A 26678-nucleotide genomic window follows, 5' to 3' on the forward strand; every position below is an offset into this window, starting at 1 on the left:
CACAGAAGGGAGCGCTTTGCGCTCAAGAGGCTAACCTATTATAAACAGTGTATAAAAAATAGTCAATGAAAAAATTAACGGAACTCTCCATTAACCGGCCCTTGCTGATCACCGTGGTGTTCGTGGTGCTGGTCCTATTTGGAGCCATATCATATAAAAGTCTTAATTACAACCTGCTTCCTAAGTTTGACGCAAACGTAGTATCCATCGTGACTACTTACCGCGGTGCATCTGCAGACGAGATCGAAACTTCGGTAACCAAACACCTGGAGGATGCGGTATCCTCTCTGGAAGGGATCAAGCGTATCAGCTCATCCAGCCAGGAAGGTGCTTCTCTGATCACTATTGAGCTGAATGCTGATGCTGATGTAAACAAAGCACAGAATGATGCCCAGAGAAAAGTAGACCAGATTGCAGCTACCCTGCCGGATAATGTGGATCGCTCTATTGTAAACAAATTCTCCTCTGATGACGTACCGGTAATCCGTATGGGTGTATCGGCCAATACCGACGACCGTACCTTGTATGATATCGTAGATCAGCAGATCAAACCACAGTTAGGTAATATTCCTGGTGTGGGTCAGATCAACCTGGTAGGTGGTAACGAGCGTCAGATCAATATCAATGCGAATGTAGACAAGCTGAATGCTTATAACATGACCATTGCACAGCTGGCTCAGATCGTAAACTTAGCCTCCCTGTCTACACCTGCCGGTAAGGTAGAAACCAACAGCAACCAGTTCTCTATCAAATTTGATGCGAAATTCAATGATATTGAGCAACTGAAAAACATGGTGATCCTGCGCAGCCCGAATGGTGGTGATGTACGCCTGAAAGATGTTGCCGATGTTATGGATGGTCAGCAGGATGCAACTGCGATCAACCGTATCAATGGTATACCTTCTATTGGTATCCAGGTAATGAAACAAACCGATGCCAATGCGGTAGAGGTAAGTAAACTGATCCGAGTTAAAATTGCAGAACTGGAAAAAACTTATTCTGCCAATAAATTAAAATTCAATATTTCATCTGACCAGAGTACATACACATTGGAATCTGCCAATGCCGTAATGTTTGACCTGGTACTGGCGATTATCATCGTATCGGTAGTAATGCTGCTGTTCTTACACAGTATCCGTAGCTCCCTGTTCGTACTGATTGCCCTTCCGGCTTCTATGATCCCTACATTCATCTTCATGTATGTATTCGGTATGTCTCTGAACCTGATGACGCTGATGGCCCTCTCCTTGGTAGTAGGTATCCTTGTGGATGACTCTATCGTAATCCTGGAGAACATCATGCGCCATATGGAAATGGGTAAAAACAAGCGTCAGGCTACTATCGACGGTCGTTCCGAGATCGGATTTACCGCGATGGCGATTACCCTGGTGGATGTCGTGGTGTTCTTACCTATGGCGCTGACCTCCGGTATGATCGGTAACATCCTGCGTGAATTCGCATTGGTGGTTGTATGTTCTACCCTGATGAGTCTGATGGTATGTTTCACCTTAACACCATTACTGGCTTCCCGTTTTGCGAAAATCGTACACCTGGATAAACGTACTGCATGGGGCAAATTCAATATCTGGTTTGAAAATCAGATCACGAAAATCCGTGATGCATATACCGATTTCCTGCAATGGTGTCTGAAAAAGAAACGCTATGTATTTATCTTCACTATCCTGCTGCTGGTAGGTGCATTCTCTCTGATGGGTGCCGGATTTATCGGTGCATCATTCATCAGTAAGGGTGATAAAGGGGAAATGGTAATCAAGCTGGAACTGGAGCCACAGGCATCTCTGTACCAGACGAGCATGAGCACACAGCAGGCAGAAAAAATACTGCTGAGCCAGCCGGAAGTAATTGACCTGTTCAGTAATGTGGGTTATTCCAGCAATGGTATGGCTACATCCAGCAACAGTAACCTTTCTGAGATCAACGTAAAACTGATCGACAAGAAAAAACGTACGATTTCTACCAGCGAATTTGCCAAGAAAATGTTCGATACCATCAGTACTATTCCGGGCGCGAAAGTAACCGTGAGTGAGGTGGATATCATGGGTAATGCGGCACAGAGTGATGTGCAGGTACTGGTTAAAGGACCTAATCGAGCAACGGTACAGAAAACGGCACTTGAGATGAAGAAACTCATCGAAGAAACACCGGGTACAAAGTATGTAGAGTTCAGTACGAAGAATCCGAAACCTCAGATCGAGATCAGCCTGGACAGACAGAAAATGGCAATCTACGGCATTAATCCTAGTGAAGTAGCCAGTGCCGTTTCCAATGCCTTCCGTGGTAATGATAATGCGAAATTTACCTATGCCGGTAATGAGTATGACATCATGGTGCAGAACGATGCATCGGACCGTAACAATATCGACAATGTACGTAAACTGAGCTTCGTTAATGCACAGGGACTATCCTTCACCCTGGACCAGTTTGCATCGATCAATGAGGTAATGGGAGAATCGGTATTACAACGTAGTAATCGTCTGTCTTCTATCACCATCAATGCAGCGGTAAACGGTCGTTCTGTAGGTACTGTAGGGCAGGAACTGAGCAAGAAATTTGAGAAACTTAAATTCAGCGATGGCGTATCATGGGAGTATATCGGTAACCTGGCTAACCAGGCAGATTCCTTCACCAGCTTATTAGCAGCACTGGGTATCGGTATCCTGCTGGTATACCTGATCATGGTAGCCCTGTATGAAAATGCTATCTATCCGTTCGTGGTATTATTTGCCCTTCCGCTGGCGATGATCGGAGCCTTCCTGGCACTGGCATTGACGATGAATGAGATGACTATCTTTGCAATGATCGGTCTTATCATGCTGATGGGGCTTGTAGCCAAGAATGGTATCCTCCTGGTCGACTTTACCAATCAGCGTAAGGCTGAAGGTGCCGGTCTTATAGAAGCCCTGGTCGATGCAGGTAAAGAACGTTTCCGTCCGATCATGATGACAACCATCGCGATGATCACCGGTATGTTACCTATCGCCCTGGCGAGTGGTAGTGGTGCCGAAGTGAAGAATGGTATGGCATGGGTAATTATCGGTGGTCTGACCAGCTCCCTGCTGCTGACCCTGATCGTGGTACCTTGTGTATACTATGTAATTGATAAACTGATGACCCGTGTTGGTGGACGCAGAAGAAAGAAACTGGTGAAGAAAGTACTGCAACGCCAGATGGATATTAAAAATGCACACTAATCAAATGAATAAACCAAAACTAGTAATCCTCTCAGGAGCCGGCATCAGCGCAGAAAGCGGTCTTAAGACCTTCCGCGATGGTGACGGCCTCTGGGAAGATCACCGGGTTGAGGATGTGGCTACTCCCGAAGCTTTTGCCCGGGATCCGCAACTGGTCCTTAATTTCTATAATTTTCGCAGAAAGGCCTGTGCAACTGCACAACCCAATGCAGGACATATAGGACTGGCCGCACTGGAAAAGGATTTTGAGGTAACGATTATTACACAGAATATAGATGATCTGCATGAACGCGCCGGTTCTACCAATGTGCATCACCTGCATGGGGAGATCTTTAAAATGCGCAGTGTGGGCGATGAGGATACTATTTATGATATCCGCACCGAAATTCAGCTGGGAGATCTGGCCCCGGACGGACATCAGCTCAGACCACATATTGTATGGTTCGGAGAGCCCGTTCCTAAAATATATGAGGTCATGCCCATCGTTCAGCAGGCAGATATATTTGTCGTAATCGGCACTTCATTGCTGGTATATCCTGCAGCCGGACTGGTAGATCTGGTTCCTTACGGCAAACCGGTATTTGTACTGGATAAAAAGTTGCCCCCGATGAAATTCTCTCCCTATCTGCAGGCAATCGAAAAGCCCGCCAGTGAAGGAATACAGGACTTACACAAGGCACTGGCCAAATTCATTTAAAGAAAAATAGTTTTAAAGAAAAAAGCACTTCTTATACAGAAGTGCTTTTTTCTTTTGGAGGATTCAATTTAAATGTAATCCTGTGATATGGTGTAGGACCGATCCTGATCGTTACCCTTTTATGTGCAGGAGTCGGGTAACCTTTATTGGTTTTCCAGTCATACTCCGGGTGCTGATCAGATAACTGATCCATATATTCATCACGGTATGTTTTAGCCAGGATACTGGCCGCAGCAATGCTGGCATATTTGCCATCTCCCTTTACGATACAGACATGCGGTATGCCTACGTAAGCCGGGAAGCGGTTGCCATCGATCAGTAAAAGTTCCGGCCGCATAGCAAGCTTGTCTACACTTCCGTGCATGGCTTTAAACGAGGCTTTGAGAATATTGATCTGATCGATCTCATGATTATCGATAAACGTTACGGCATAAGCCAGTGCAGCTGCTTCTATGATCGGTTTCAGTGCAAAGCGATCCCTCTCGGTGAGCTGCTTGCTGTCATTCAGCAAAGGATGCTCAAAATCTTTTGGAAGGATAACGGCCGCTGCCACTACCGGACCGGCAATACACCCTCTGCCGGCTTCATCGCATCCGGCTTCGATCAGGTCTGTTGTATAGAATGAGGCTAACACTTAAGGTATAATTTGTTCCAGTAATTTATACGGGATATCCAGCAGATCATCCACAGGTTTTAGTTTCTTTCGGGTCTTTTTACCGATGGTAAACCGCTGGGTATATCCCAGCCGCAAATATCCGACATTCGCCGCAAATGCCGGTGCAAAAAAATCTCCGCCCAGCGGGTTCCGGTTGTTTGTAGCCGTCAGTGCAATATTCCATCGCTCAGCATTATACCCTGCCCTGCCCCAAAGTGCATAGGTAAGACTGGAGCCCTGCTCATGCTGTATAGTTCCATCCTCATACGTTTGCCGGCTAAAATTGACCGGTACTTTAAGCCCGGCTATACCGGTCAGGAAGAAGTGTTTCCCGAGCACAAAAGTATGCGCATAACCGGCACCAATACCCACGCTCCAGGTACGCTGTCGCTGCATTCCGGCATAGTAATAGTCTGCTGCAACGGCTTTTGGTATCATCGCACTATCTCCCCGGCTTAAGGCGAAATAAACATCCAGACTGATAAATGGAGTACCTCCGGACTGGCGCTGCCATTGTACCGGCGAGATATTCCCATTAAAAGCAAAGTCTTTCTTAAAACCATAATAAGTAGAAGTACCCAGGAAAATATGGCTCATATCCGGACGCGCATATACTCCGGCCGGCGCCGCTATTGATTGCTGATCGGTAAAAAAACCTTTATAGTATTGTGCATACAGAAAGGAGACTGCCCTTCTGAACAGGAGCTGAGACTGAAAATCAAAGTTCTTCGTCTTGATGGCATCTTTAGGCACATTTCCGATGACACCGTAAGTAGCACTCAGCGCCAGGTAACGATAAATAAAGCCCAATCCAAGGTCTGTACCGCGGTTAGGCTCGTAGGATAAATGCGGTTTACCGGACAATGATTTATAATTCTGCCGGATGTTTTTCTGCTGCAGAAAAAGCGTCAGTCCAAAAGTACGGTCATACAAATTAATCATTGCCGTATCAACATTAGGCTGATACCATTGCTCAGGCGTCTCGGCGTCCTGCTTTAAACCTTCTGCCTGTGCCCAAAGAAAGCATGGCGACAATAGAAAAAAAAGGGTGTACACACAGCTCTTAAAACCCACAACAAAACACACATTATTATTCTCAGTCATATTACTACCAGCCAGTTATCAAATACAAATTTAATCAATATTCAATGTTAACCAATATTCCGTTTCATCCGTATTTAATAAACCGTATTTTTGTGCCTCAAGTTTTTAATCATGAAAAAGTGGTTTGCTTTTTTAATCATCTTTATCCTTACCGGTTTAACCATGTGGCTGACCAATCCCGGTCAGGACAAACATGAGAAGGCCGTGGCTAAAGCCATAACAGAAGCCCTTTCTGAAGAGAAAGTAAGGCTTACAGAAGCAGGTAGTCTTCCGCCTATGCTGAAGGAGTTGAACGAGGATATGCTGGACATGATGATCAGCCCGCTGGTAAACCAATCGGTGACCCGGGAAGATTATGTTGTATACTCACTTACCCGGCTGAAACTCGGTGCTGAAGACCATCGTGTAGGCATTGGCCTGTTCGGCAAAGTATTTATAGCTCCGCAGCTGAAAACAACGATTAAAGACAATATTCAACAATACCTTAAATAAGCTGCTCCCGATATGCAAAATAAAAGATCGAAAAAAATGGTTTCGGTACTCCTCATTATTGTATTTGCGACTGTATTTATACTGATCACCCGCAAAACAACAAAACAAGATCAACCAACACCCGCACATAGTGGCCAGACTGTAATTGCGCCCGACGCACCGCTGCAATATACCAAACATGCACGTTGCCGTATGGATTGTCGTGGCATCAGTGAGGCTGAGGTAAGAGAGGTATTGAGAGAGGGACATATCAATTATCAGAAATCGGACCTCAATGATACGCCCTGCCCTACGTACGCCATCGAAGATCGCGTTGCAGAGGGCCAGGACCTCCGCATTGTATTCGGTATCTGCGATCAGTCTGTAAAGGTAATTACCTGCATTGACCTGAGCGAAGAGCATGACTGTGCATGCAGCTAATTTAATTTTACAGGAACAGAAATAAACATTATTTTTGAGCACTTCAAACTTGAACAATGGGCTTTAATAAAGTTGTACAAAATGCCGAAGAGGCAATAAAAGATATCCAGGATGGCTCAGTAATTATGCTGGGCGGATTCGGATTATGCGGTATTCCGGAGAATTGTATCAATGCTCTGGTAAAACAAGGCACAAAAGACCTGACCTGCATTTCCAACAATGCCGGTGTGGATGATTTCGGTATCGGACTGATGCTGAAAACCAAACAGGTAAAGAAAATGGTTTCGAGCTATGTAGGTGAAAATGCTGAATTTGAGCGTCAGTTACTGAGCGGCGAACTGGAAGTAGAGCTGATCCCACAGGGAACATTAGCGACCCGTTGTCTGGCTGCTGCATATGGTATGCCGGCTATCTTTACACCTGCAGGTGTAGGTACTGAAGTGGCTGAGGGTAAAGAGGTGCGCAACTTCAACGGTAAAGACTACCTGATGGAGATGGCTTTTGAAGCCGATTTTTCTATCGTAAAAGCATGGAAAGGTGATAGCGCCGGCAATATTATTTTTAATAAGACTGCCCGTAACTTCAATGAGGTAATGGCTAAAGCCGGTAAGATTACGATTGTGGAAGTAGAAGAGCTGGTACCGCTGGGCGAGCTGGATCCGAATGCGATTCACGTACCGGGTATTTATGTACACCGCATTTTCCAGGGTACTGATTACGAAAAACGTATTGAACAAAGAACTGTATCTCAATAATACAAACAATACTCTATAAAAAAGCGTGCTGCAATGATGATTGCAGCACGCTTTTTTATAGAGTATACATAGTCTTTAATAGCTTAAGGGATGCCATTCCAGCCAGAAATAAAAAGCTGCCAGCTGAAGTAGTAATAAACTACTGGACAAAATATAGGACTTCTTCACCTTAGGCAATACCAGCATACACCCAACCAAAAATAATGGGAATAAAGCAGCAATATAACGGCTCATAGAGGTTGTACTGCCTGCACACAAAGGCATCATCAGGTTGATCCAGATAAATATATTAAGGCTCAGTGGTAATTTGCGTATGCTGTAAATAGCGAACAGGATAACCAGGATAACATATACACTGTTGAACTGAAGCTCAATTGCCCCTCCGCGGAATAAGGCCAGCAATGGGAACGTGAGAAACTTATTCCAACCTTTTTGTGCGATACTATAAGCATTGAAATAGCCCGTCATTTCATATTGGTAAACCAGGTAAGCAGCAAATATCATCACTGCCGGAACAAGGAACAAGCTATTTTTCAGCATCGCTTTAAAATTGGCCGGACGTAGTGCCACGCCTTTTTGTTCCAACTGATACAACCATACGGGCAGCAGACATATAAGCCCGTTAGGCCTGGTCAATACCAGTACAATCAATGCTGTTGCCGACCACCATAATCGCTGCTGCTGTATCCCGATAAAGGCCATAAGCAAAGCAGACAGGAATAGGGATTCTGTATAATACATGGAAAAATGGTAATGAAAAGGAAAAACGATATACAATATCGTTGCCTTTAAGGCCATATTTTCATCCTTAAGAAAATGTTTTGCAAAGGAGTAAAACAAAGTGAAATGCACTAAAGAAAGCACCAGAGATGTCAAAAATGCTGCCCCATTAAAGGACCAGCCGAATAAGAACATCAGGGATCGGTTGAGCATAGGATATGCCGGGAAAAAGGCCCAGCTACTCTGTATCAGGCTGCCATCCGGTAATCGTTTTCCCAGCTCGTCTATATGGTGTATGCGCGGATAGCCGTTCGTGGCAATATTTTCATACCAGCCGGCATCATTGCGATTAAAAACAGCAATAAGGTCATTCCAGTTGTGTATACCTTCCGGACTGAAAATAGCTCCCATGATAAGGTATAAACATTTAACCAGGAGCGCAACAATAATAATTGTTCTTATAGGGTGTTTCATGAAAATCTAGTGCTTTTGTTTACCAGAAAGCATCGGCACAAAATAAGCTTTTCCGATCACGTCCTCGGTATAGCCTGTATCGGTTTTGACAATACGCTTCATGTGCTGTTCTTCATCACCGACAGGTATAACCATAATACCCCCTACTTTTAATTGCTGTATCAGCTTTTCAGGAACATAAGGCGCTGCCGCAGTGACAATCACTTTATCGAAGGGAGCATAAGAAGGAAGCCCTTCAAATCCATCTCCGTAGAAACGTTTGATATTGGTGAGATTTTTGATGTAGTCAAAACGGTTCATTTGCTTAAACAGCTCCTGTTGCCGTTCTATGGAGAATACTTTTGCTTTAAGCATAGCTAGCACTGCCGCCTGGTAACCGCTGCCGGTACCTACCTCCAGAACTTTTTCAAATGGCTTTATATCCAGTACCTGGGTCTGTAATGCCACGGTAAACGGATGAGAAATGGTCTGGCCTGCCGCTATTGGGAAAGCCCTGTTTTCATAAGCATAACGCTCCAGTGCAGAGTCCAGAAAAAAATGGCGGGGCACTGTATTAATTGCACTCAGCACACCCTCATCAATAATGCCGAGATTGCGCAGTTCTTCTACTAGTTTCTTCCGTAGTCCTTTGTGTAAATATGTGTCTTCTGTCGGTAAATGGTGCATATCCCTGCAAAGATAATTATTCACTTTTTTTCCCTTCCGATTAGTTATTCACGTGGAGACAAAGCGCTATATGAAATAAAAAAGCCGGAAGTTAACACTTCCGGCTTGGTACTGGTAATAATATAATTAACGAACTAATGTTACATTGATTGCATTCATACCCTTACGACCTTGTTGCATTTCGTATTCAACGCTGTCGTTTTCTTTAACTTCGTCAATTAATCCACTAACGTGAACGAAGATATCTTCGCCACCGTTGTTAGCTTTAATAAAACCGAAGCCTTTTTCTGAGTTAAAGAACTTAATTGTTCCTTGGAATTTTTGATTGTCCACTTTTGTACTATTTAATAGAGGTTAATAATGATAAAGGTATAATATAAAAATTACATTTCACGCATTTGTCGAAATTAAATTACAAAATGGGTGTTTTATACTAGTTTAAAAAGGGCATTTTTACCACTGTAGCTTTAAGTGCCTTGTCTCTTACCGCAACAAAAACCTCAGCACCTTCTGCAGCATTTTCTTTCGCTACATAAGCAATACCGATAGCCTTACCTAAAGAAGGGCCTTGTGTACCTGAAGTCACTACGCCGATCACATTACCGGCAGCATCTTTAATATCGTATCCGTGACGTGGAATACCTTTATCTACCATTTCCAGGCCTACCAGCTTTCTTTTGGCACCAGCTTCTTTTACACCCGCAATGATGTCTTTAGCGGTAAAGTCTTTAGTGAATTTGGTGATCCAGCCCAGACCTGCTTCAATAGGCGAAGTAGTATCGTCGATATCATTACCATACAGACAGAATCCTTTTTCCAGGCGCAGGGTATCACGTGCACCCAGTCCGATTGGCTTCAGTCCTTTAGGGGCACCGGTTTCCATAATAGCATCCCAGATTTTAGCAGCATCATCACCTTTGTCTTCGAAGTAGATCTCTACCCCGCCAGATCCGGTATAGCCTGTTGCACTGATGATTACATTTTCAACGCCGGCAAATGTACCAACAGCAAAAGTGTAATATTTCAGGTTAGCCAGCTCAACATCAGTCAGAGACTGCATCAGTTCAGTAGCTTTTGGTCCCTGAATGGCTAATAAAGCGGTTTTTTCAGAAATATTTTCGATGGTTGCATTATTGGTATTATTTTTCACAACCCAATTCCAGTCTTTTTCAATGTTGGATGCGTTTACCACCAGCATGTATTTTTCATTAGGCACGAAGCAATACACGATCAGATCATCGATAATACCACCTTGCTCGTTCGGGAAACAAGAGTATTGTGCCTTACCTTCGGTCAGCTTCGCAGCATCATTAGTAGTAATACGCTGGATCAGATCCAGAGCGTTAGGACCACTGATGATAAATTCCCCCATGTGGCTTACATCAAATACACCTGCAGCATTGCGCACGGTAGCATGTTCATCATTGATACTGGAATAAGAGATCGGCATGTTGTAGCCGGCAAATTCTGCCATCTTCGCACCAAGGGCTATATGTTTAGCCGTAAAAGGGGTGTTTTTCATTTTATATTGATTTTTTATAGAAATTTTAATGCGACAAAGATAATATTTTCGGGTTTACCTTCCTTATTCATATTGAAGCTTTAATTGAATTTCATATCCAGACTGGTTTTTGTTAAATTTACCGGACTGAAAAACCGATTAAATTCATTCATACGAATGAAATATTATATTTGCTATCCATAATTCGGCTCGAGTATTATTATGTTCACATTCCAGCACGGCACATTTCTCTGGTTATTACTGCTTATCCCGGTCATCCTATTCCTGTACCTGCGGTTTCTCCGCTGGCGCAAACAGCGTATACAGTATATGGGCAATCCCAGGCTGATTCCCGGCCTGGTAAAGGGTAAGGTAGCCGGTCGTGGCACGACCAAACTGGTCCTGGTTGCAGCTGCACTATTATTCGGCATCATCGGACTGGCCAATCTGCAGATGGGTAAGGATACCGAACGCATCAGCAGGAAAGGTGTAGACGTTATGTTTGCACTGGATGTCAGCAAAAGTATGCTGGCAAAGGACATTAGCCCGGACAGGCTGTCCCGGGCCAAACTGCTGATCCAGACCATGATTGATAAAATGAACGGTGACCGTACCGGCCTCATTCTGTTTGCAGGAAGGGCTTACCTCCAATCGCCGCTCACTGTAGATTATAACAATACTAAAATGATGCTGAGTACCGCCGGTCCGGATGTAGTGCCTACACAGGGAACTGTACTTGGAGATGCTATTGAAATGGCTGACCAGGCCCTGAGCCAGGACAATAACCGCGCAAAAGTGGTCGTACTGCTATCAGACGGTGAAGACCATGATGAGAAAGCGGCAGAAATGGCTAAAGAAGCCGTTAAAAGAGGAATTATTATCCATACCATTGGTATTGGCTCTGCAACAGGGGCACCTATTTATGATGCTGCCACCGGACGCAATAAGATCGATCAGCAGGGAAATGAGGTGATCTCAAAACTGAATGAACCGGAACTAAAAAGCATAGCCTCAGCAGGAAAAGGTACTTACCAGTTGCTGAACAATAATAACCGTACGGCCAATGCGCTGCTTGAGGCCATCAACAAAATGGAGGCCAAACAATCCGACATGGTTATTTTTGCCCAGTACAAAAGCTATTTTCAGTATTTCCTGCTGATAACAGTTGTGCTGCTGCTGATAGACGGCTTAATACCTTCTGCCGGAAAATCAGTTAAAACCAAAAAGATTACTACAGATACATTGAAAGAAGCCTAGTTATGAAGCGCCTGGTATTTATATTTATGATCATCTGCTCTTTCCATGCTGTATATGCGCAGGAAGTGAAGCACTATAATAACAATTCTCTTATACGGATGGGCAATATCCTGTATGAGCACAATGAGTTTGCCACCGCTGAAAATGCATTTCAGAAAGCATTGGCGGTAAACAGTAATAATCCCATAGGATATTATAACTATGGCAATACCCTCATGCAGCAAAAGAAATATGAGGCTGCCCGCAACAGCTATCAGCAAATGATGGCCCGTACCAACGATAAAATGTTGCAGGCCAAAGCACTCCATAACATCGGCAATACCTATTGTAAAGAAGAAAAATGGAAAGAGGCTGTAGAGGCCTACAAATCGGCCTTGCGTAATAATCCTGCTGATGCAGACACCCGCTACAATCTGGCTTATGCTCAGAAAATGATGCAGAAAGACGAACAGAATAAGGACAAAAACAAGGATAAGAATAAAGATAAGGACAAAGACAAGGACAAGGAAGACAAGAAGGATAAGCAGGATAAAAAAGAACCTCAAAAAGACAAAGAAGATAAGGATGGACAGGACAAGCCAAACCAGCAAAACCCTGACAAGAAAGATAAAGATGAACAGCAAACCCAGGGAGGACAGGATAAGGGACCTATGGAGCAGAAGCAGGCAGATGCCATTCTGAATGCCCTGCAGCAAAATGAGAAGAAATTGCAATCCAATAAGAATAAACAGGGTGTGGCTCCTGTAAAACTGGATAAAGACTGGTAACTAAAAAGCCGGAGGCATGGGCCTCCGGCTTTTTAGTAAGTTTTACATACCGACACGATCAGGATGCCAGAAAGATATAATTGTACAGAAAAAGGGCGACGATAAAGAAAAGACCGAGTGCAAAACCCAGGATTGTGCCCAGGAAAGGCAGTTTTTCCAGCAGCGTTCCGGCTACCGGAGCTACATAACGGTCCCACTCCGCTACCGGAATATCTTTGTACTTCTTCTGCACATGGTTACGTAACATATTAATATATATCTTGTGTACCAGCCAGCCTAGCAAAGCACCAAATACAGGAAAAATAAGGATCAGAAACATATTATCATCAATATTAGGCTGCAAAAATAGGGCTTTCCGTAAAGGAATGTATTTTTCCCGACAAAAGGATCAAATTAACAGGCTACTCATACATTAAAACTGTTTTATTATGTAGCTTTGCACCCAAATTATACGATCCCTTGTACGGCAAAATCATAAACGATCCGGTTTACGGATTCATTCGCTTTTCGGAGCGGGAACTGATGCAGGTAATAGAACACCCCTGGTTCCAGCGCTTAAGGCGCATTAAGCAAATGGGTATGGCACAACTGGTTTATCCCGGTGCAGTACATTCCCGCTTCCTGCACTCACTTGGCGCTACCCACCTGATGGGTATTGCACTGCACGAACTGAAACGAAAAGGAGTAAGCATCAGCCCCGAAGAAGAAACAGGCGCAAAACTTGCCATCCTGCTGCACGATGTTGGCCACGGACCGTTCTCCCATGCCCTGGAACACAACCTGCTTCCTGTATCGCATGAGACACTTTCGCTGCAAATCATGCACCAGCTCAATGACATATTCCGCGGCAACCTGGATATTGCTATACAGATCTTCAATAACTCATATGACAAACCATTCCTGCATCAACTGGTGAGCAGCCAGCTGGATATGGACCGTATGGACTACCTGAACCGGGACAGCTTCTTTTCCGGTGTGGCAGAAGGTACCATTGGCTATGACCGTATCTTACAAATGATCACGGTACAAAACGGTAACCTGGCGGTAGAAGAAAAAGGGATATACTCTGTTGAGAAATTTATCATTGCCCGCAGACTCATGTACTGGCAGGTATACCTGCATAAAACCGTACTGGGCGCAGAACGCCTGATCGTAAATATATTAAAAAGGGCTAAAGAACTGGCGGAACAAGGTATACACCTTTTTGCCACACCCAGCTTCTCTTTCTTTTTATATGAGCAGATTAAAGCAGAGGACTTTGTCAACGACCTGGATATTCTGCAGAAATTCTGTGCCATCGATGATGCAGATGTCGTTTGCAGCATTAAAGAATGGATGAACCACAGCGACCCTATCCTCTCCAGATTATGTACCATGCTTACCTCAAGAGCATTGTATAAAGTTAAACTAAGTAATGACAGTGATTTGACGTCTTATGAAGAACTGAAGGAAAAGGGATTGCGCCATGGATTGATTACGGAAGAGACCATGCCATATTATCTGTTTCATGGCACAACCACTAACAGCACGTATAAAATCAATGATGACAACATCAATATCATGCTGAAGAATGGTGAAACAATAGATATTTCTGCTGTTAATAACAGCCTGATAGGCAATACCGTATCCGGAGAGACCAAAAAACATTTTATCTGCTATATACCAGAACTGAAATCGGTTCGTTAGAATTAACAACGTAATACACTTATATGCAATTTACGGCAGCACAAGTCGCACAACTCCTGCAGGGTACCGTTGAAGGTAACCCTGAAGCCATTGTGAGTACCTTTTCCAAAATCGAAGAAGCGGGACCACAATCACTTTGCTTCATTGCCAACCCTAAGTACGAACAATACCTTTATGAAACAGCGGCAGCTGTGGTGGTAATCAATACCGATTATACCCTGACCGCTGCGGTAAATGCTACCCTGATCCGCGTGCCTAATGCCTATGCAGCATTTGCACAATTACTGCAGTTATATGATGAGATCACTAAAGGGCAACGAAAGCAAGGCCGGGAAGCACAATCTTTTGTGGCAGAAAATGCTACAGTTGATGAGACCGCTTATATCGGTGCCTTCGCGTACATTTCTGAAAACGCTGTAATCGGAAAGAATGTACAGATCTTCCCTAACTGCTTTGTAGGAAGCAATGTGCATATTGCAGACAATACAATTTTATATCCTTCAGTAACAATATACAAAGATTGTCAGGTGGGCGAACGTGTGATCATCCATAGCGGTACCGTTATCGGTGCTGACGGATTCGGATTTGCACCTAAAGCCGACGGCAGTTACGATAAAATACCTCAGATCGGGAATGTGGTGATCGAAGATGATGTCGAGATCGGAGCCAATACCTGTATCGACCGTGCGACGATGGGCTCAACCCTGATCCGCAAAGGAGCCAAACTGGACAACCTGTTACAGATCGCACATAATGTAGAGATCGGTAGCAGCACCGTAATTGCTGCCCAGGCTGGCATTTCCGGCAGTACAAAAGTTGGCGACCGTTGCCTGATCGGCGGGCAGGCTGGCCTGGTGGGGCATATCCAACTGGCTAACGGAACAAAAATCAATGCCCAGAGTGGTGTGTCCAAATCGATCAGCAAAGAAGATATCGCGATCAGCGGTTCTCCCGCATTTGATTATAAAAGCGAAATGAAAAGCCAGATTGTCTTCCGTAATCTGCCCGATATGCTGGACCGTATTAAAAGTTTAGAGGCGAAAATTCAGGCCTTGGAACAAAAAAATGATTAAGTTTGCCGTTAGATTTTTTCAGGCATGATGAATGCTGCAAACAGCATTCAAAATTTTTATAAATGACTCAGGAATTTTATCAACACACACTCAAAGGAACGGGAAGCCTCTCCGGAATCGGATTGCACACCGGTAAAAACACTACCATTACCTTACATCCTGCTGACCCAAATTTCGGATACCGCTTTAAACGCGTAGACCTGGAAGGACAACCGGTCGTAAAAGCTGATGTAGACTTTGTTACTGATACCTCCCGCGGTACCACCATCGAAAACAAAGAAGCTAAAGTAAGTACCATCGAGCACCTGCTTTCTGCTTTTGTCGGATTGGGCGTAGATAATGTGCTGATAGAAATCGATGGCCCTGAAGTGCCTATTATGGACGGCAGTGCCAAACTGTTTATTGAACTGATCGAGCAAATCGGTATCGAACAGCAGGATGCAAAAAAGACGGTATATACCTTACCGGAAAACCTGCATTATTACGACCCGGTTAAAAATGTGGACATGATCGCCATCCCTGCGGATAAATATAAAATTACCGCAATGATCGACTTCAATTCACAGGTGCTGGGTACACAACACATTTCCCTGCAGCAAATGGATGATTTCAAAACGGAAATCTCTGCCTGCCGCACATTCAGCTTCCTGCACGAACTGGAATATCTGCTGGACAATAACCTGATCAAAGGTGGTGACCTGAACAATGCAATCGTTGTAGTAGATAAACCTATCTCTGAAGAGACACTGGCCAAACTGAAAAAAGCATTTAATAAAGACAATATCGAGGCAAAACAAGAAGGTATACTGAACAATCTGGACCTGCACTTCCCTAATGAACCGGCCCGCCACAAGCTGCTGGACATCGTAGGAGACCTTGCCCTGAGCGGATACCATATCAATGCGCATGTGGTTGCCAGCCGTCCGGGACATGCCGGTAATGTAGCCTTTGCTAAAGTTATTAAAGAATATATCAAGAAAAATAAGGCGGCACTGGAAGCTCCTCATTACGACCCTTCCCAGCCACCGGTTTTTGATATCAATCATATTGAAAAAATATTACCACACCGTTATCCGTTCCTGCTGGTAGATAAGGTTATCGAACTTTCTGACAAGCATGTCATCGGCGTAAAGAATGTAACGATGAACGAACCTTTCTTCCAGGGTCACTTCCCGGGCAACCCGGTCATGCCGGGTGTACTGCAGATAGAAGCATTGGCTCAATGCGGTGGTCTGCTGGCATTAAGCAATATGCCGGAAGTAGAAGGCGGATATGATACTTATTTTGTTAAGATCGACAAAGTAAGATTTAAGCAAAAAGTAATGCCGGGCGATACCCTGCTGCTGAAAATGGAGCTGATCGCCCCGATCAGACGCGGATTATGTGAAATGCGCGCGACAGCCTATGTAGGTAATAAAGTAGTTACAGAGGCCGAGCTGATGGCGCAGGTGACTCCAAGTTCAAAAAGATAATATTTACACAGTATAAATGATACATCCTTTAACATACGTTCATCCGGAAGCTAAAATCGGAAAAGATGTAAGAATTGATCCGTTTTCTACTATTCATAAGAATGTTGAGATCGGAGACGGAACCTGGATAGCCTCTAATGTAACGATTATGGAAGGTGCCAGAATAGGTAAGAACTGCCGTATTTTTCCTGGTGCAGTAATCTCTGCTATACCACAGGATCTGAAATATAATGGTGAGGATACCCTTACTATTATCGGTGACCGTACTACCATCCGTGAATGTGTAACCATTAATAAAGGGACCACAGACAAAATGCATACCAAGATCGGAGACAACTGTCTGATCATGGCTTACTGCCACATTGCGCATGACTGTGAGATCGGCGACAACTGTATCTTCTCCAACAGCACGACCCTTGCAGGACACATCACTGTCGGCAATAATGTTGTATTGGCGGGATTGGTTGCAGTGCAGCAATTTGTGAATATCGGAGCGCACAGCTTCGTAACAGGAGGTTCCCTGGTACGTAAAGATGTGCCACCATATGTAAAAGCAGCACGTGAGCCATTGTCCTACGTTGGCGTCAATGCAGTCGGACTGCGCCGTAAAGGCTTCAGCCCGGAGCAGATCAATCATATCATGGATATTTACCGTATCCTGTATGTAAAAGGATATAATACTGCAAAAGCAATCAGCATTATTGAAGCAGAAGTTCCCTTCTCTGAAGATCGCGAAATGATTGTTAACTTCATTCGGGAGTCCAAGCACGGCATCATGAAAGGACTGACCACCAGTAAAGTTCATGATGAAGATTGAGCTGCATCATATCAGCAAAAGATACATAAATCATTGGGTCTTCAGAGAGGTACATAACGTCTACGAAGGCCCAAATCAATATGCAATACTGGGTGCAAACGGATCAGGAAAGTCTACCCTGCTCCGTATGATCGCAGGGATGCAAAGCATCAGCAAGGGGCAGGTTACTTATGAAATAAACGGTAAGACTGTTGATCCCGAGCATATCTTCAAATATGTAAGCTATTGTGCCCCGGCAATGGAAGTGGTAGAAGAAATGACTTTAAAAGAATTTCTCGACTTCCATTTTCAGTTTAAAAAGCTGCTTCCCGGCTGGACTGTTACCCGCATCATAGAAGCGATGGAACTGCAACGCGCCGCTACACAGTTTATTAATGAATTCTCTTCGGGAATGAAGCAAAGGGTAAAACTGGCTCAGGCTTTCTTTTCCGACACCCCTATCCTCTTACTGGATGAGCCCTGTAGCAACCTAGACCTGAAAGGGGTAAATCTCTATCAGCAATGGTTACATGAACTGGCAGGCAACCGACTGGTGATCATCGCTTCCAATGATGAACGCGAATACACCGGTGCCATATCTACTTTAGACATTCAGGCATTTAAGTAAAAAGAAAAACATTACGATAAATAGAATGGCCGGCTGTTTTACAGCCGGCCATTCTATTTATCGTTAAAACATATAACTTTTAATCGTCCAGTTTCAATACTGCCAGGAATGCCTCCTGTGGTACCTCTACGTTACCGATCTGACGCATACGCTTCTTACCTTCTTTCTGTTTTTCCAGCAGTTTACGCTTACGGGAGATGTCACCACCATAACACTTGGCGGTTACATCCTTACGCATCGCACTGATGGTCTCACGCGCTACAATCTTCGCACCAATGGCCGCCTGGATGGCGATCATGAACTGGTGTCTGGTCAGTAATTCTTTTAATTTAGAACACAGCTTTCTACCGAAATCATGCGCACGGCTGCGGTGAATCAAGGCACTCAGTGCATCGACTTTCTCCCCATTCAACAGGATATCCATTTTCGCGATATCGCTCTCACGGTAATCCAATGGCTGATAGTCAAATGATGCATAACCACGTGTATTTGATTTCAACTTATCATAGAAGTCAAATACGATCTCTGCCAGTGGCATATCAAAGATCAACTCTACACGGGTAGGCGTCAGGTAATTCTGGTTAACCAGGATACCACGCTTGCCCAGGCAAAGGGTCATAATATTACCGATATATTCCGGCAGGGAAATGATCTGTGCGCGGATAAACGGCTCCTCTACACGATGCAAACGACTAGGGTCCGGCATCTCAGTAGGGTTATTTACAATAATTCTTTTTTCCGGCTCACGGGTAGTATAAGCATGGAAACTTACGTTCGGAACGGTAGTAATTACCGTCTGGTTGAACTCACGTTCCAGGCGCTCCTGGATGATCTCCATGTGCAGCATACCCAGGAATCCGCATCGGAAACCAAAGCCCAGTGCCTGTGATGTTTCCGGTTCGAAGGTCAGAGAAGCATCGTTCAACTGTAATTTTTCCATACAGTCACGCAGCTCTTCGAACTCATCAGTGTTTACCGGGAAAATACCGGCAAATACCATTGGTTTTACATCCTCAAAACCATTGATCGATTCCTTACTCGGATTAGCAACTGAAGTAATCGTATCCCCTACTTTTACCTCGCGGGCATTTTTAATACCGGTAATGATATAACCTACATCGCCGGTCATCACCTCTGGTTTAGGCAGCAGCCCCAGGCCCAGTGTACCGACTTCGTCGGCATCATAGTCCTTACCGGTGTTCAGGAAGCGTACCTTCTCTCCTTTCTTGATAGAACCGTTCAGTACACGGTAATAAACGATGATACCACGGAAAGAGTTGAATACAGAGTCAAAGATCAATGCCTGCAGCGGAGCTTCAGGATCGCCTTCAGGAGCAGGAATGCGGTCTACGATCGCACTCAGGATCTCTTCAATACCAATACCGCTCTTACCGCTGGCCAGGATAATATCTTCCGGCTTACAACCAATCAGGTCTACAATCTGATCGGTAACTTCCGGTATCATAGCACCGTCCATATCGATCTTATTGATCACCGGGATGATCTCCAGGTCATTTTCGATGGCTAAGTATAAGTTTGAAATGGTTTGTGCCTGAATACCCTGTGATGCATCGACCAGCAGCAGCGCACCTTCACAGGCTGCTAATGCACGGGATACCTCATAAGAGAAGTCTACGTGGCCGGGAGTATCGATCAGGTTTAAAGTATACGTTTCGTTTCCTCTGGTATAAGAAGCCTGGATGGCTTTACTTTTAATAGTGATTCCTTTCTCACGTTCCAGGTCCATATCATCCAGCACCTGATTTTGCATCTGGCGCTCGGTAATGGTCTTGGTATGTTCCAACAAACGATCGGCCAGGGTACTTTTACCATGGTCGATGTGGGCAATAATACAGAAATTGCGAATATTCTTCATATATATAAACTGTCTGCGAAATTACGATTAATATTAATAACAGCGAAAAGATGTTGCGCGGCCTGCGGCCGCGCAACATCGCAGGCATATTCCATTCCGAAAATAGTCATATCTTTGTCATCTAATTATTTTTGCTTTGGTATCTATAGAAGACATCCTGATCAGTGATGACATTTTCGACAAAAAATTTGTCTGCGACCTGAACAAATGTAAAGGTGGCTGTTGTGTAGAAGGTGATGCCGGGGCCCCGATTACCCGCGATGAGGCGAACCTTATCGAAGACCTCTACCCTATTCTGAAACCCTATCTGACTCCGGCAGCCATCGAGCTGATCGAGGAAGACGGTGCCTATACTTTCGATGACGAGTTTGATATCGTTACCCCTACCATTAATGGCGGCATCTGCGTATACGGTTATTATGACCAGAATGGCATGGTGAAATGCGCTATTGAACAAGCCTATTATGACGGAAAAACCGATTATAAAAAGCCAATCAGCTGTCACCTGTTTCCAATCCGTGTGGTAGAAAACGAAAATTTCCATGCGCTCAATTACGAGCCGCAACCTTCTTTATGCAGTCCTGCCTGTACTTTGGGCGAATCATTGAAAGTACCTGTATACAAATTCCTAAAAGAGCCCCTGATCCGGAAATACGGTGAGGAATTCTATGAAGACCTGGAATACACTGCAGAGGAATACTATAATAATAAAAATAATCCACAAGCTTAATACAAGCGCTGCCCTTGTGCAGCGCTTTCTATTTATAATCCTTATATGCCTATAGAAGGGCAAAAACGTTAAAATCCTCGCTATCAGTATCGTTTTACGGTACTAATCCCGAAATTTGTTTATTGAAAATCAATACCTGAAGGGCAAAAGATGACAAATATTATCTTTTATCTAGTGTAATGGCTTTACATTTGTCATACCAATTCTCAAAATTACAAGCAATGAAAATAGAACAGATTTATACCGGCTGCCTGGCACAGGGAGCATATTATATTGTTTCTGAAGGTGAGGCCGCAATCATCGACCCGCTGAGAGAGATCAAACCTTATACAGACCGCCTTGCGAAAGACGGTGTAGCCTTAAAATATATTTTTGAAACACACTTCCATGCCGACTTCGTTTCGGGTCACCTGGACCTGAGTAAGGCAACAGGAGCCTCTATCGTATACGGACCTACGGCACAGCCGGCTTTTGAATCCACTGTAGCAACAGACGGACAGGTATTTAATATCGGTAAGGTAACGATTACGGCATTACATACTCCTGGTCATACGATGGAAAGCACAACCTACCTCTTAAAAGATGAGAGCGGTAAGGATGTGGCTATTTTCAGCGGAGATACGCTGTTTTTAGGCGATGTAGGCCGTCCTGATCTGGCGCAGAAAGCAGCCAGCATGACACAGGAAGACCTGGCCGGAATGCTCTATGATAGCCTGACCCAAAAGATCATGCCTTTAGCAGATGATGTTACGGTATACCCCGCACATGGTGCTGGCTCTGCCTGTGGTAAAAACATGCAGAAAGAAACGGTAGATACCCTGGGCAACCAAAAAAGAACAAACTATGCGCTTAATCAACCCGATAAAGCGAGCTTTATACAAGCAGTAACAGAAGGACTGTCTGCACCTCCGGGATATTTCGGCATGAATGTGGCGATGAATAAACTGGGTTATGAAAGCTTTGATGCCGTTATGGCGAAAGGTAAAACAGCACTCTCTCCTAATGCTTTTGAAAGTGCAGCAGAAGAAACTGGCGCACTGATACTGGATACGCGAAACAGCGGCGCATTCAGCCAGGGCTTTATCCCGAACTCAATCAACATAGGCCTGAAAGGCGATTTCGCGCCCTGGGTTGGTGCGATGATCGTGGATGTAAAACAACCTTTACTGCTGGTAGTAGAAGATGATACTATTGAAGAAACAATTACGCGCCTGAGCCGTGTAGGATTTGACAATGTGATCGGCTACCTGGATGGCGGACTGGAAACATGGAAGCAGGAAGGTAAAGAAACGGATACTGTAGATCGCATTACTGCTGCTGATTTTGCAGCACGCATAAATGAACAATCAACGATCATTGATGTACGCAAGGATGGCGAATACGCTGCTGAGCATGTGGATGGTGCATACCATCGTCCGCTGGCGCTGATCAATGACTGGATCAAGGATGTAAACCCTGAGGAGCACTTCTTTGTACACTGCGCCGGTGGTTACCGCAGCATGATCGCTGCCAGCATTTTACAGGCCCGTGGTTACCGTAACTTCAGTGAAGTAGATGGCGGATACAATGCTATTGCAAAAACGGAAGTACCTAAAACGGATTTTGTTTGCCAGACTAAAGTACTGAAATAATCATGGAACAGGATCAAAACAAACACCTGGATGCAAACTATTGGAATAACCGATGGGAGCAAGGTACATCTGGATGGGATATAGGATATGCATCGCCTGCCATTGTAGAATATATGCAACAATATCCGGATAAGGATGCTGCCATACTGATCCCGGGCTGTGGCAATGCCTATGAGGCAAAAGCTTTACTGGATATGGGTTTTAGCAATATTACCCTGATCGATATTGCCCCTCTTGCAGTGGAGCAGTTGCGCTCCCGTTACAGCAATGAGCCAAGGATTAATATTCTTCATCAGGATTTTTTCACGCTGAATGGGCAGTTTGATCTGATCATCGAACAGACTTTTTTCTGTGCACTGAATCCTGAATTACGCCCTGACTATATTACCAAAACATATTCCCTGCTTGCGCCGGGAGGAAGGATAATCGGACTACTTTTTGACACGGAGTTCGAGAAACAAGGCCCTCCTTTCGGTGGGTTTAAACCGGAGTACGACGCATTATTTGCACCATATTACATGGTACATACGATGGAGCGCTGCACCAACAGCATTCCTCCGAGAGCGGGTACTGAATTATTCATCAACCTGCAAAAGAAAACACATGAATAAACCATTGCTTTTCGGCTGGACCCTGAGAAGGATACTGTACTTTGTACTTGGAACCTGGGCAGCGATACAATCCGCGCTGGATCAGCAATGGCTGTTAATGGGTGCTGGACTGTATTTTGTGGCAATGGCCATATTCAGACTGGGATGTGCCGGAAACCAATGCTCTGTTCAAACTACTAAAAAAGATAATTATGCTGGATAAATTTCAAGAACTGATTAATGATAACAAGCCGGTACTGATCGACTTTTTCGCTACCTGGTGCGGACCGTGTCAGGCTATGGCTCCGGTACTGGAGCAGGTAAAAGATGCGGTTGGTGAAGGAGCACGAGTAGTCAAGATTGATGTGGACAAATTTCCGCAGATTGCGCAGGAATACCAGATCAGTAGTGTACCTACATTTATGATCTTCAAAAATGGCCAGTCTGTATGGAGACATAGCGGCACTGCTCCAAAAGCAGAGCTGGTGCGACTGTTACAAGCGAATGCCTGATCTTAATTTTATAAAATAAAAAGCGCGCAGTTATACTGCGCGCTTTTTTTATGTGTATGATAACAATGATTTATCCTCTGGGATGCAGTTCCATTAAGGCTTTGGGCAGATAGGCGATCAGATCTCCGGCAATCAGGCTTTCCATACCCAGATCGCGGCGGGCCAGGTCTCCGGCATGTCCATGCAGCCATACACCCATCATCGCGGCCTCTTCAGCACTGTAGTCCTGGGCCAGCAAACCGGCAATAATGCCAGAAAGCACATCTCCGCTTCCGGCTGTAGCCATACCGGGATTACCACTACTGTTGAAGTATGTACGGCCATCGGGCAATACAATTGCTGTATGTGCACCTTTAATAATCACGATCAGTTTATATTGCTGGGCAAACATCCTGGTACGATACCATTTATCAAAATCATTATCCCAGCTGCCGATCAGCCGCTCCAGCTCTTTGGGATGCGGGGTAAGGATACTGTAATCCGGCACAGAACCGAGTAACTGAGGGTGCATAGAAAGAATGTTCAATCCATCAGCATCAATGACCAATGGCGGCATTACCGCATACTCATCTCGCAGCCATTTAGCAAGCGCAGCTACCGTTTCATGCTCCTGCCCTATACCCATACCAATGGCAATGGCAGCATACTTTTTGGCCCGGGGCAGATCGGTAATGCAATCCAGTGCAGGATCTGTGAGCACCATAGCTTCGGGAAAAGCTGTCTGCATAATGCCATAACCACATTGTGGTGTATAGGCGGTAACCAGTCCACAACCCGCACGCAGTGCAGCTTTACTACTCAGTACAATGGAGCCAATTTTCCCATAGCTTCCTCCCGCAACAAGCACATGCCCATATGTGCCTTTATGACTAAAATGCTCCCTGGACTTCCAGTGTTGCTGTAGCATAGCAGGACTGATATACTCATACGGTAGCTCTTCGCGGTTCACCGCATCTCCCGAAAGTTGTATATCGACGACTTTCATAGCCCCTACACGTTCCTGGTTTTCGGGAAACAGTAAAGCTATTTTGGGAGCATGAAAAGTGTATGTATAATCAGCATGCACAACCGGGGCAGTCTCCGGCGTATGCTCATCGGTCAGTAAGCCGGAAGGCAGGTCTACCGCAACGATCGTTGCTGCGGTATTGATCATATCGATCAATGGTTGCCAGTCGGAGTCCAGTGTATGCTGCAGGCCGTAGCCGAAGAGGCAGTCAACCAGGATGGCTACATCCGGTATGCGCCAGCGATCCTGCTTGCGAAAGAAATGTATAGGTATGGCCAGGTCGCTGAGCAGCTTCTGGTTATGAAAATTATCTTTGGAGTACTTGTTGTCTTCCAGCAGGTAGACCAATACTTTACGTTGGGCTTTGTGCAATATCCGGGCTATGGCCAGGCCATCTCCACCGTTATTGCCTTTGCCGCAGATGAGTACAAAGGGCTTCTCCTCAGAAAAGCGCAACAGCAATTTTTTAACTACAGCCTGTGCGGCCCGTTCCATCAATTCCCAGGAACTGATTTGCTGCACCTGTACTGTATGCTCATCTACTCTCTTCATTTGTGCTGCAGTATAGATAAACATCTCCCCCTCCTTTTTACTACAAAATTACGGTAGATACTGCATAAAAAAGCGCGGGGAATATACCCCGCGCTTTACATAATTTATGACCACCTGATTAAGGTTGTACTTTTTGCATAATAGATGCCGGTACACCTTTTTTATTCAGCAGAATGCTGGTGGTTTTATACTGTACATATGCTTTGGATACGTGCAGGAACCCTTTATAATCGTTATCCTCACCCCATGAGTTTTTCACGATATAGTACTCTTTACCGTTCTGATCTTTAGACATACCTACGATGTGCATACCATGATCATCAGTTGTTGCCTGGTTGTCCAGTCCTTGCTGACGCAGTTCAGGAGTGATCTCCATTTCTTTTTTTACGGTAGCGAACAAAGCTTCTTTATCTTCTTTTTTCATACGCTTAGCATCCATGAACTGTGCACTGTCCGGAACGAATGCAACACCATTAGGCCAGCTGAAGTAAGGCTCTGATACATCTGCACCCCATGCAATGGTATAACCGCTTTTCAGTGCGTTATCGATCACAGCAGTCATGTCTGTCATAGGAATGTTGTTGATCCACTGGAAAGACCAGTTATCCGGAACCATCATCATTGCTTTTTCCCAGTACGGGGTATTGGTCTGAGAGATGAATTCGATATAATCATTAGCGTTCAGTCCTACTACTTCGTTTGCGAAGGTTTTCGGAGTGTATGATTTACCCTCGTAAGTGAATGTTTGTGGTACCGCACCCAGGTAACCGTCTAAGGCGCTGCTTACCACGTTTTTCCATACCGGAGAGATTGTACCGTTTTTATTTGCTACCACACCTTTCAGGATACCTTCAATTACCGCTTGCATTTCACCGAAATTGTTGCGGGTAGCACCGTTCTGTAAACCGGAATACGCCTCTTTAGGCATAGCACCGTATTTACCATACAGGTGTATCACATCATGCGCTTCACCGCCATCGCCCCAACCGATGTTACCGCTCATGCGTACATAGGTTTCCGCTTTATCTTCATATTGTTTTCTGGCGTGGAAGATTTTAGACAATTGTACCGGCTTGCGACCTGCTTTGATCATTTCTGATTCCAGGAAAGAACCTGTGGAATAACTCCAGCAAGTACCTGAACTACCCTGGTTTTCTACAGGAGTACGATCCAGATTGATAACATCTGTAAATTTATACGCTTTCTTTTTGGCGTCGATCTTTGTACCGCTAGCTGTTTTTACCAGATTGTCCTGTGCCTGTGCAACTTGCATCATGCAAGCAATAGCTACAATGCTTAATGTGATTTTTTTCATTATAAAAATTAAATAATTGCAATTTTAGCCAACAAATATAGTTAATATAAAAACAATATGCTTGCGGGTATCCACATCATTGAATAACTTT

At 44.6% G+C, this 26678-nt stretch carries 27 protein-coding genes; 17 read left to right on the forward strand and 10 right to left on the reverse strand.

What is annotated here, in order from left to right; all coding sequences use genetic code 11:
- Positions 1 to 65: 65 nt before the first annotated feature.
- Positions 66 to 3212 carry an efflux RND transporter permease subunit gene (locus FTD44_RS02080; protein ID WP_222164942.1) on the forward strand — a complete coding sequence of 1049 codons (3147 nt, stop codon included), beginning with the start codon at positions 66 to 68 and terminating at the stop codon, positions 3210 to 3212.
- Between the two features lie 4 nt (positions 3213 to 3216).
- Positions 3217 to 3909 carry an SIR2 family NAD-dependent protein deacylase gene (locus FTD44_RS02085; RefSeq protein ID WP_222164943.1) on the forward strand — a complete coding sequence of 231 codons (693 nt, stop codon included), beginning with the start codon at positions 3217 to 3219 and terminating at the stop codon, positions 3907 to 3909.
- Between the two features lie 31 nt (positions 3910 to 3940).
- On the opposite strand, the gene FTD44_RS02090 is transcribed toward FTD44_RS02085, so the two are convergent.
- Together FTD44_RS02090 and FTD44_RS02095 are read right to left on the reverse strand one after the other, a co-directional pair.
- On the reverse strand, positions 3941 to 4543 hold the full coding sequence (locus tag FTD44_RS02090) for a ribonuclease HII (RefSeq protein WP_222164944.1): 603 nt from the start codon (positions 4541 to 4543) through the stop codon (positions 3941 to 3943).
- Entirely contained in the window at positions 4544 to 5668 is a 1125-nt protein-coding gene (locus FTD44_RS02095) for a DUF4421 family protein (protein ID WP_222164945.1), read from the reverse strand. It abuts the gene before it with no gap.
- Between the two features lie 111 nt (positions 5669 to 5779).
- On the opposite strand from FTD44_RS02095, the gene FTD44_RS02100 reads away from it, so the two are divergent.
- From FTD44_RS02100 to FTD44_RS02110, 3 genes are read left to right on the forward strand one after another with little or no spacing between them, the layout of a single operon-like run.
- Complete coding sequence (locus FTD44_RS02100) at positions 5780 to 6160, forward strand: DUF4359 domain-containing protein (RefSeq protein ID WP_222164946.1); 381 nt, start codon at positions 5780 to 5782, stop codon at positions 6158 to 6160.
- 12 nt (positions 6161 to 6172) lie between these two features.
- Positions 6173 to 6580 carry a DUF4258 domain-containing protein gene (locus tag FTD44_RS02105; RefSeq protein WP_222164947.1) on the forward strand — a complete coding sequence of 136 codons (408 nt, stop codon included), beginning with the start codon at positions 6173 to 6175 and terminating at the stop codon, positions 6578 to 6580.
- 56 nt (positions 6581 to 6636) lie between these two features.
- Positions 6637 to 7335, forward strand: a complete 699-nt coding sequence (locus tag FTD44_RS02110; protein WP_222164948.1) for a CoA transferase subunit A — start codon at positions 6637 to 6639, stop codon at positions 7333 to 7335.
- 75 nt (positions 7336 to 7410) lie between these two features.
- Here FTD44_RS02110 and FTD44_RS02115 read toward each other — a convergent pair whose 3' ends face one another.
- From FTD44_RS02115 to gcvT, 4 genes are all read right to left on the reverse strand, one after another.
- Positions 7411 to 8529, reverse strand: a complete 1119-nt coding sequence (locus FTD44_RS02115) for a hypothetical protein (protein WP_222164949.1) — start codon at positions 8527 to 8529, stop codon at positions 7411 to 7413.
- 6 nt (positions 8530 to 8535) lie between these two features.
- Complete coding sequence (locus tag FTD44_RS02120; RefSeq protein WP_222164950.1) at positions 8536 to 9195, reverse strand: protein-L-isoaspartate(D-aspartate) O-methyltransferase; 660 nt, start codon at positions 9193 to 9195, stop codon at positions 8536 to 8538.
- 126 nt (positions 9196 to 9321) lie between these two features.
- Entirely contained in the window at positions 9322 to 9528 is a 207-nt protein-coding gene (locus FTD44_RS02125) for a cold-shock protein (RefSeq protein WP_129020887.1), read from the reverse strand.
- A 100-nt stretch (positions 9529 to 9628) separates the two neighbouring features.
- Positions 9629 to 10717, reverse strand: a complete 1089-nt coding sequence (gcvT, locus tag FTD44_RS02130; RefSeq protein ID WP_222164951.1) for a glycine cleavage system aminomethyltransferase GcvT — start codon at positions 10715 to 10717, stop codon at positions 9629 to 9631.
- Positions 10718 to 10918: 201 nt separating this feature from the next.
- Here gcvT and FTD44_RS02135 point away from each other — a divergent pair, with 201 nt between their 5' ends.
- Positions 10919 to 11953: a vWA domain-containing protein gene (locus FTD44_RS02135; RefSeq protein ID WP_246625312.1), complete on the forward strand. Its 1035-nt coding sequence runs from the start codon at positions 10919 to 10921 to the stop codon at positions 11951 to 11953.
- A gap of 2 nt (positions 11954 to 11955) precedes the next feature.
- Entirely contained in the window at positions 11956 to 12720 is a 765-nt protein-coding gene (locus tag FTD44_RS02140; RefSeq protein ID WP_222164952.1) for a tetratricopeptide repeat protein, read from the forward strand.
- A 58-nt stretch (positions 12721 to 12778) separates the two neighbouring features.
- Here the strand turns inward: FTD44_RS02140 and FTD44_RS02145 are convergent, their stop codons facing one another.
- Positions 12779 to 12967, reverse strand: coding sequence for a hypothetical protein (locus tag FTD44_RS02145; protein WP_222164953.1), 189 nt, complete (start codon positions 12965 to 12967; stop codon positions 12779 to 12781).
- Positions 12968 to 13179: 212 nt separating this feature from the next.
- Between FTD44_RS02145 and FTD44_RS02150 the strand changes: the two genes are divergently transcribed.
- The 5 genes from FTD44_RS02150 (at position 13180) to FTD44_RS02170 (ending at position 18375) form a co-directional block, all read left to right on the forward strand.
- On the forward strand, positions 13180 to 14406 hold the full coding sequence (locus tag FTD44_RS02150; protein ID WP_246625313.1) for an HD domain-containing protein: 1227 nt from the start codon (positions 13180 to 13182) through the stop codon (positions 14404 to 14406).
- Positions 14407 to 14429: 23 nt separating this feature from the next.
- Positions 14430 to 15479, forward strand: a complete 1050-nt coding sequence (lpxD, locus tag FTD44_RS02155; protein WP_222164954.1) for a UDP-3-O-(3-hydroxymyristoyl)glucosamine N-acyltransferase — start codon at positions 14430 to 14432, stop codon at positions 15477 to 15479.
- Between the two features lie 62 nt (positions 15480 to 15541).
- Positions 15542 to 16951, forward strand: a complete 1410-nt coding sequence (locus FTD44_RS02160) for a bifunctional UDP-3-O-[3-hydroxymyristoyl] N-acetylglucosamine deacetylase/3-hydroxyacyl-ACP dehydratase (RefSeq protein ID WP_222164955.1) — start codon at positions 15542 to 15544, stop codon at positions 16949 to 16951.
- Positions 16952 to 16967: 16 nt separating this feature from the next.
- Positions 16968 to 17768 (forward strand): acyl-ACP--UDP-N-acetylglucosamine O-acyltransferase, encoded by an 801-nt coding sequence (lpxA, locus tag FTD44_RS02165; protein WP_222164956.1) that lies wholly within the window; start codon positions 16968 to 16970, stop codon positions 17766 to 17768.
- On the forward strand, positions 17755 to 18375 hold the full coding sequence (locus FTD44_RS02170; RefSeq protein ID WP_246625314.1) for an ABC transporter ATP-binding protein: 621 nt from the start codon (positions 17755 to 17757) through the stop codon (positions 18373 to 18375). The genes lpxA and FTD44_RS02170 overlap by 14 nt, the downstream gene beginning before the upstream one ends.
- Before the next feature lie 79 nt (positions 18376 to 18454).
- Here FTD44_RS02170 and lepA read toward each other — a convergent pair whose 3' ends face one another.
- Positions 18455 to 20251, reverse strand: a complete 1797-nt coding sequence (lepA, locus tag FTD44_RS02175; RefSeq protein WP_222164957.1) for a translation elongation factor 4 — start codon at positions 20249 to 20251, stop codon at positions 18455 to 18457.
- Positions 20252 to 20387: 136 nt separating this feature from the next.
- Here lepA and FTD44_RS02180 point away from each other — a divergent pair, with 136 nt between their 5' ends.
- The 5 genes from FTD44_RS02180 (at position 20388) to trxA (ending at position 23714) form a co-directional block, all read left to right on the forward strand.
- Complete coding sequence (locus FTD44_RS02180) at positions 20388 to 20981, forward strand: DUF3109 family protein (RefSeq protein WP_222164958.1); 594 nt, start codon at positions 20388 to 20390, stop codon at positions 20979 to 20981.
- A 221-nt stretch (positions 20982 to 21202) separates the two neighbouring features.
- On the forward strand, positions 21203 to 22612 hold the full coding sequence (locus FTD44_RS02185) for an MBL fold metallo-hydrolase (RefSeq protein ID WP_222164959.1): 1410 nt from the start codon (positions 21203 to 21205) through the stop codon (positions 22610 to 22612).
- Between the two features lie 2 nt (positions 22613 to 22614).
- Positions 22615 to 23223, forward strand: coding sequence for a methyltransferase domain-containing protein (locus tag FTD44_RS02190; RefSeq protein ID WP_222164960.1), 609 nt, complete (start codon positions 22615 to 22617; stop codon positions 23221 to 23223).
- Positions 23216 to 23425 carry a hypothetical protein gene (locus FTD44_RS02195; protein ID WP_222164961.1) on the forward strand — a complete coding sequence of 70 codons (210 nt, stop codon included), beginning with the start codon at positions 23216 to 23218 and terminating at the stop codon, positions 23423 to 23425. Before FTD44_RS02190 ends, FTD44_RS02195 begins: the two co-directional genes overlap by 8 nt.
- The gene (trxA, locus tag FTD44_RS02200) at positions 23415 to 23714 is read left to right on the forward strand and encodes a thioredoxin (protein WP_202616022.1); all 300 of its coding nucleotides are present in this window, start codon (positions 23415 to 23417) and stop codon (positions 23712 to 23714) included. The genes FTD44_RS02195 and trxA overlap by 11 nt, the downstream gene beginning before the upstream one ends.
- A 70-nt stretch (positions 23715 to 23784) precedes the next feature.
- On the opposite strand, the gene FTD44_RS02205 is transcribed toward trxA, so the two are convergent.
- Positions 23785 to 25296 carry an NAD(P)H-hydrate dehydratase gene (locus FTD44_RS02205; RefSeq protein WP_222164962.1) on the reverse strand — a complete coding sequence of 504 codons (1512 nt, stop codon included), beginning with the start codon at positions 25294 to 25296 and terminating at the stop codon, positions 23785 to 23787.
- Positions 25297 to 25390: 94 nt separating this feature from the next.
- Positions 25391 to 26587, reverse strand: coding sequence for a C1 family peptidase (locus FTD44_RS02210; protein ID WP_222164963.1), 1197 nt, complete (start codon positions 26585 to 26587; stop codon positions 25391 to 25393).
- Positions 26588 to 26678 lie beyond the last annotated feature (91 nt).

It is taken from the genome of Edaphocola aurantiacus, from assembly GCF_019797745.1.
GTDB lineage: Bacteria > Bacteroidota > Bacteroidia > Chitinophagales > Chitinophagaceae > Edaphocola > Edaphocola aurantiacus.

Excerpts from the sequence above, each read along its gene's own strand:
- FTD44_RS02080 (WP_222164942.1), top strand. The coding sequence starts at position 66 with ATGAAAAAATTAACGGAACTCTCCATTAACCGGCCCTTGCTGATCACC.
- FTD44_RS02085 (WP_222164943.1), top strand. The coding sequence starts at position 3,217 with ATGAATAAACCAAAACTAGTAATCCTCTCAGGAGCCGGCATCAGCGCA.
- FTD44_RS02095 (WP_222164945.1), bottom strand. The coding sequence starts at position 5,668 with ATGACTGAGAATAATAATGTGTGTTTTGTTGTGGGTTTTAAGAGCTGT.
- FTD44_RS02100 (WP_222164946.1), top strand. The coding sequence starts at position 5,780 with ATGAAAAAGTGGTTTGCTTTTTTAATCATCTTTATCCTTACCGGTTTA.
- FTD44_RS02105 (WP_222164947.1), top strand. The coding sequence starts at position 6,173 with ATGCAAAATAAAAGATCGAAAAAAATGGTTTCGGTACTCCTCATTATT.
- FTD44_RS02110 (WP_222164948.1), top strand. The coding sequence starts at position 6,637 with ATGGGCTTTAATAAAGTTGTACAAAATGCCGAAGAGGCAATAAAAGAT.
- FTD44_RS02115 (WP_222164949.1), bottom strand. The coding sequence starts at position 8,529 with ATGAAACACCCTATAAGAACAATTATTATTGTTGCGCTCCTGGTTAAA.
- FTD44_RS02120 (WP_222164950.1), bottom strand. The coding sequence starts at position 9,195 with ATGCACCATTTACCGACAGAAGACACATATTTACACAAAGGACTACGG.
- gcvT (WP_222164951.1), bottom strand. The coding sequence starts at position 10,717 with ATGAAAAACACCCCTTTTACGGCTAAACATATAGCCCTTGGTGCGAAG.
- FTD44_RS02135 (WP_246625312.1), top strand. The coding sequence starts at position 10,919 with ATGTTCACATTCCAGCACGGCACATTTCTCTGGTTATTACTGCTTATC.
- FTD44_RS02140 (WP_222164952.1), top strand. The coding sequence starts at position 11,956 with ATGAAGCGCCTGGTATTTATATTTATGATCATCTGCTCTTTCCATGCT.
- FTD44_RS02145 (WP_222164953.1), bottom strand. The coding sequence starts at position 12,967 with ATGTTACGTAACCATGTGCAGAAGAAGTACAAAGATATTCCGGTAGCG.
- lpxD (WP_222164954.1), top strand. The coding sequence starts at position 14,430 with ATGCAATTTACGGCAGCACAAGTCGCACAACTCCTGCAGGGTACCGTT.
- FTD44_RS02160 (WP_222164955.1), top strand. The coding sequence starts at position 15,542 with ATGACTCAGGAATTTTATCAACACACACTCAAAGGAACGGGAAGCCTC.
- lpxA (WP_222164956.1), top strand. The coding sequence starts at position 16,968 with ATGATACATCCTTTAACATACGTTCATCCGGAAGCTAAAATCGGAAAA.
- FTD44_RS02170 (WP_246625314.1), top strand. The coding sequence starts at position 17,755 with ATGATGAAGATTGAGCTGCATCATATCAGCAAAAGATACATAAATCAT.
- lepA (WP_222164957.1), bottom strand. The coding sequence starts at position 20,251 with ATGAAGAATATTCGCAATTTCTGTATTATTGCCCACATCGACCATGGT.
- FTD44_RS02185 (WP_222164959.1), top strand. The coding sequence starts at position 21,203 with ATGAAAATAGAACAGATTTATACCGGCTGCCTGGCACAGGGAGCATAT.
- FTD44_RS02190 (WP_222164960.1), top strand. The coding sequence starts at position 22,615 with ATGGAACAGGATCAAAACAAACACCTGGATGCAAACTATTGGAATAAC.
- FTD44_RS02195 (WP_222164961.1), top strand. The coding sequence starts at position 23,216 with ATGAATAAACCATTGCTTTTCGGCTGGACCCTGAGAAGGATACTGTAC.
- trxA (WP_202616022.1), top strand. The coding sequence starts at position 23,415 with ATGCTGGATAAATTTCAAGAACTGATTAATGATAACAAGCCGGTACTG.
- FTD44_RS02205 (WP_222164962.1), bottom strand. The coding sequence starts at position 25,296 with ATGTTTATCTATACTGCAGCACAAATGAAGAGAGTAGATGAGCATACA.
- FTD44_RS02210 (WP_222164963.1), bottom strand. The coding sequence starts at position 26,587 with ATGAAAAAAATCACATTAAGCATTGTAGCTATTGCTTGCATGATGCAA.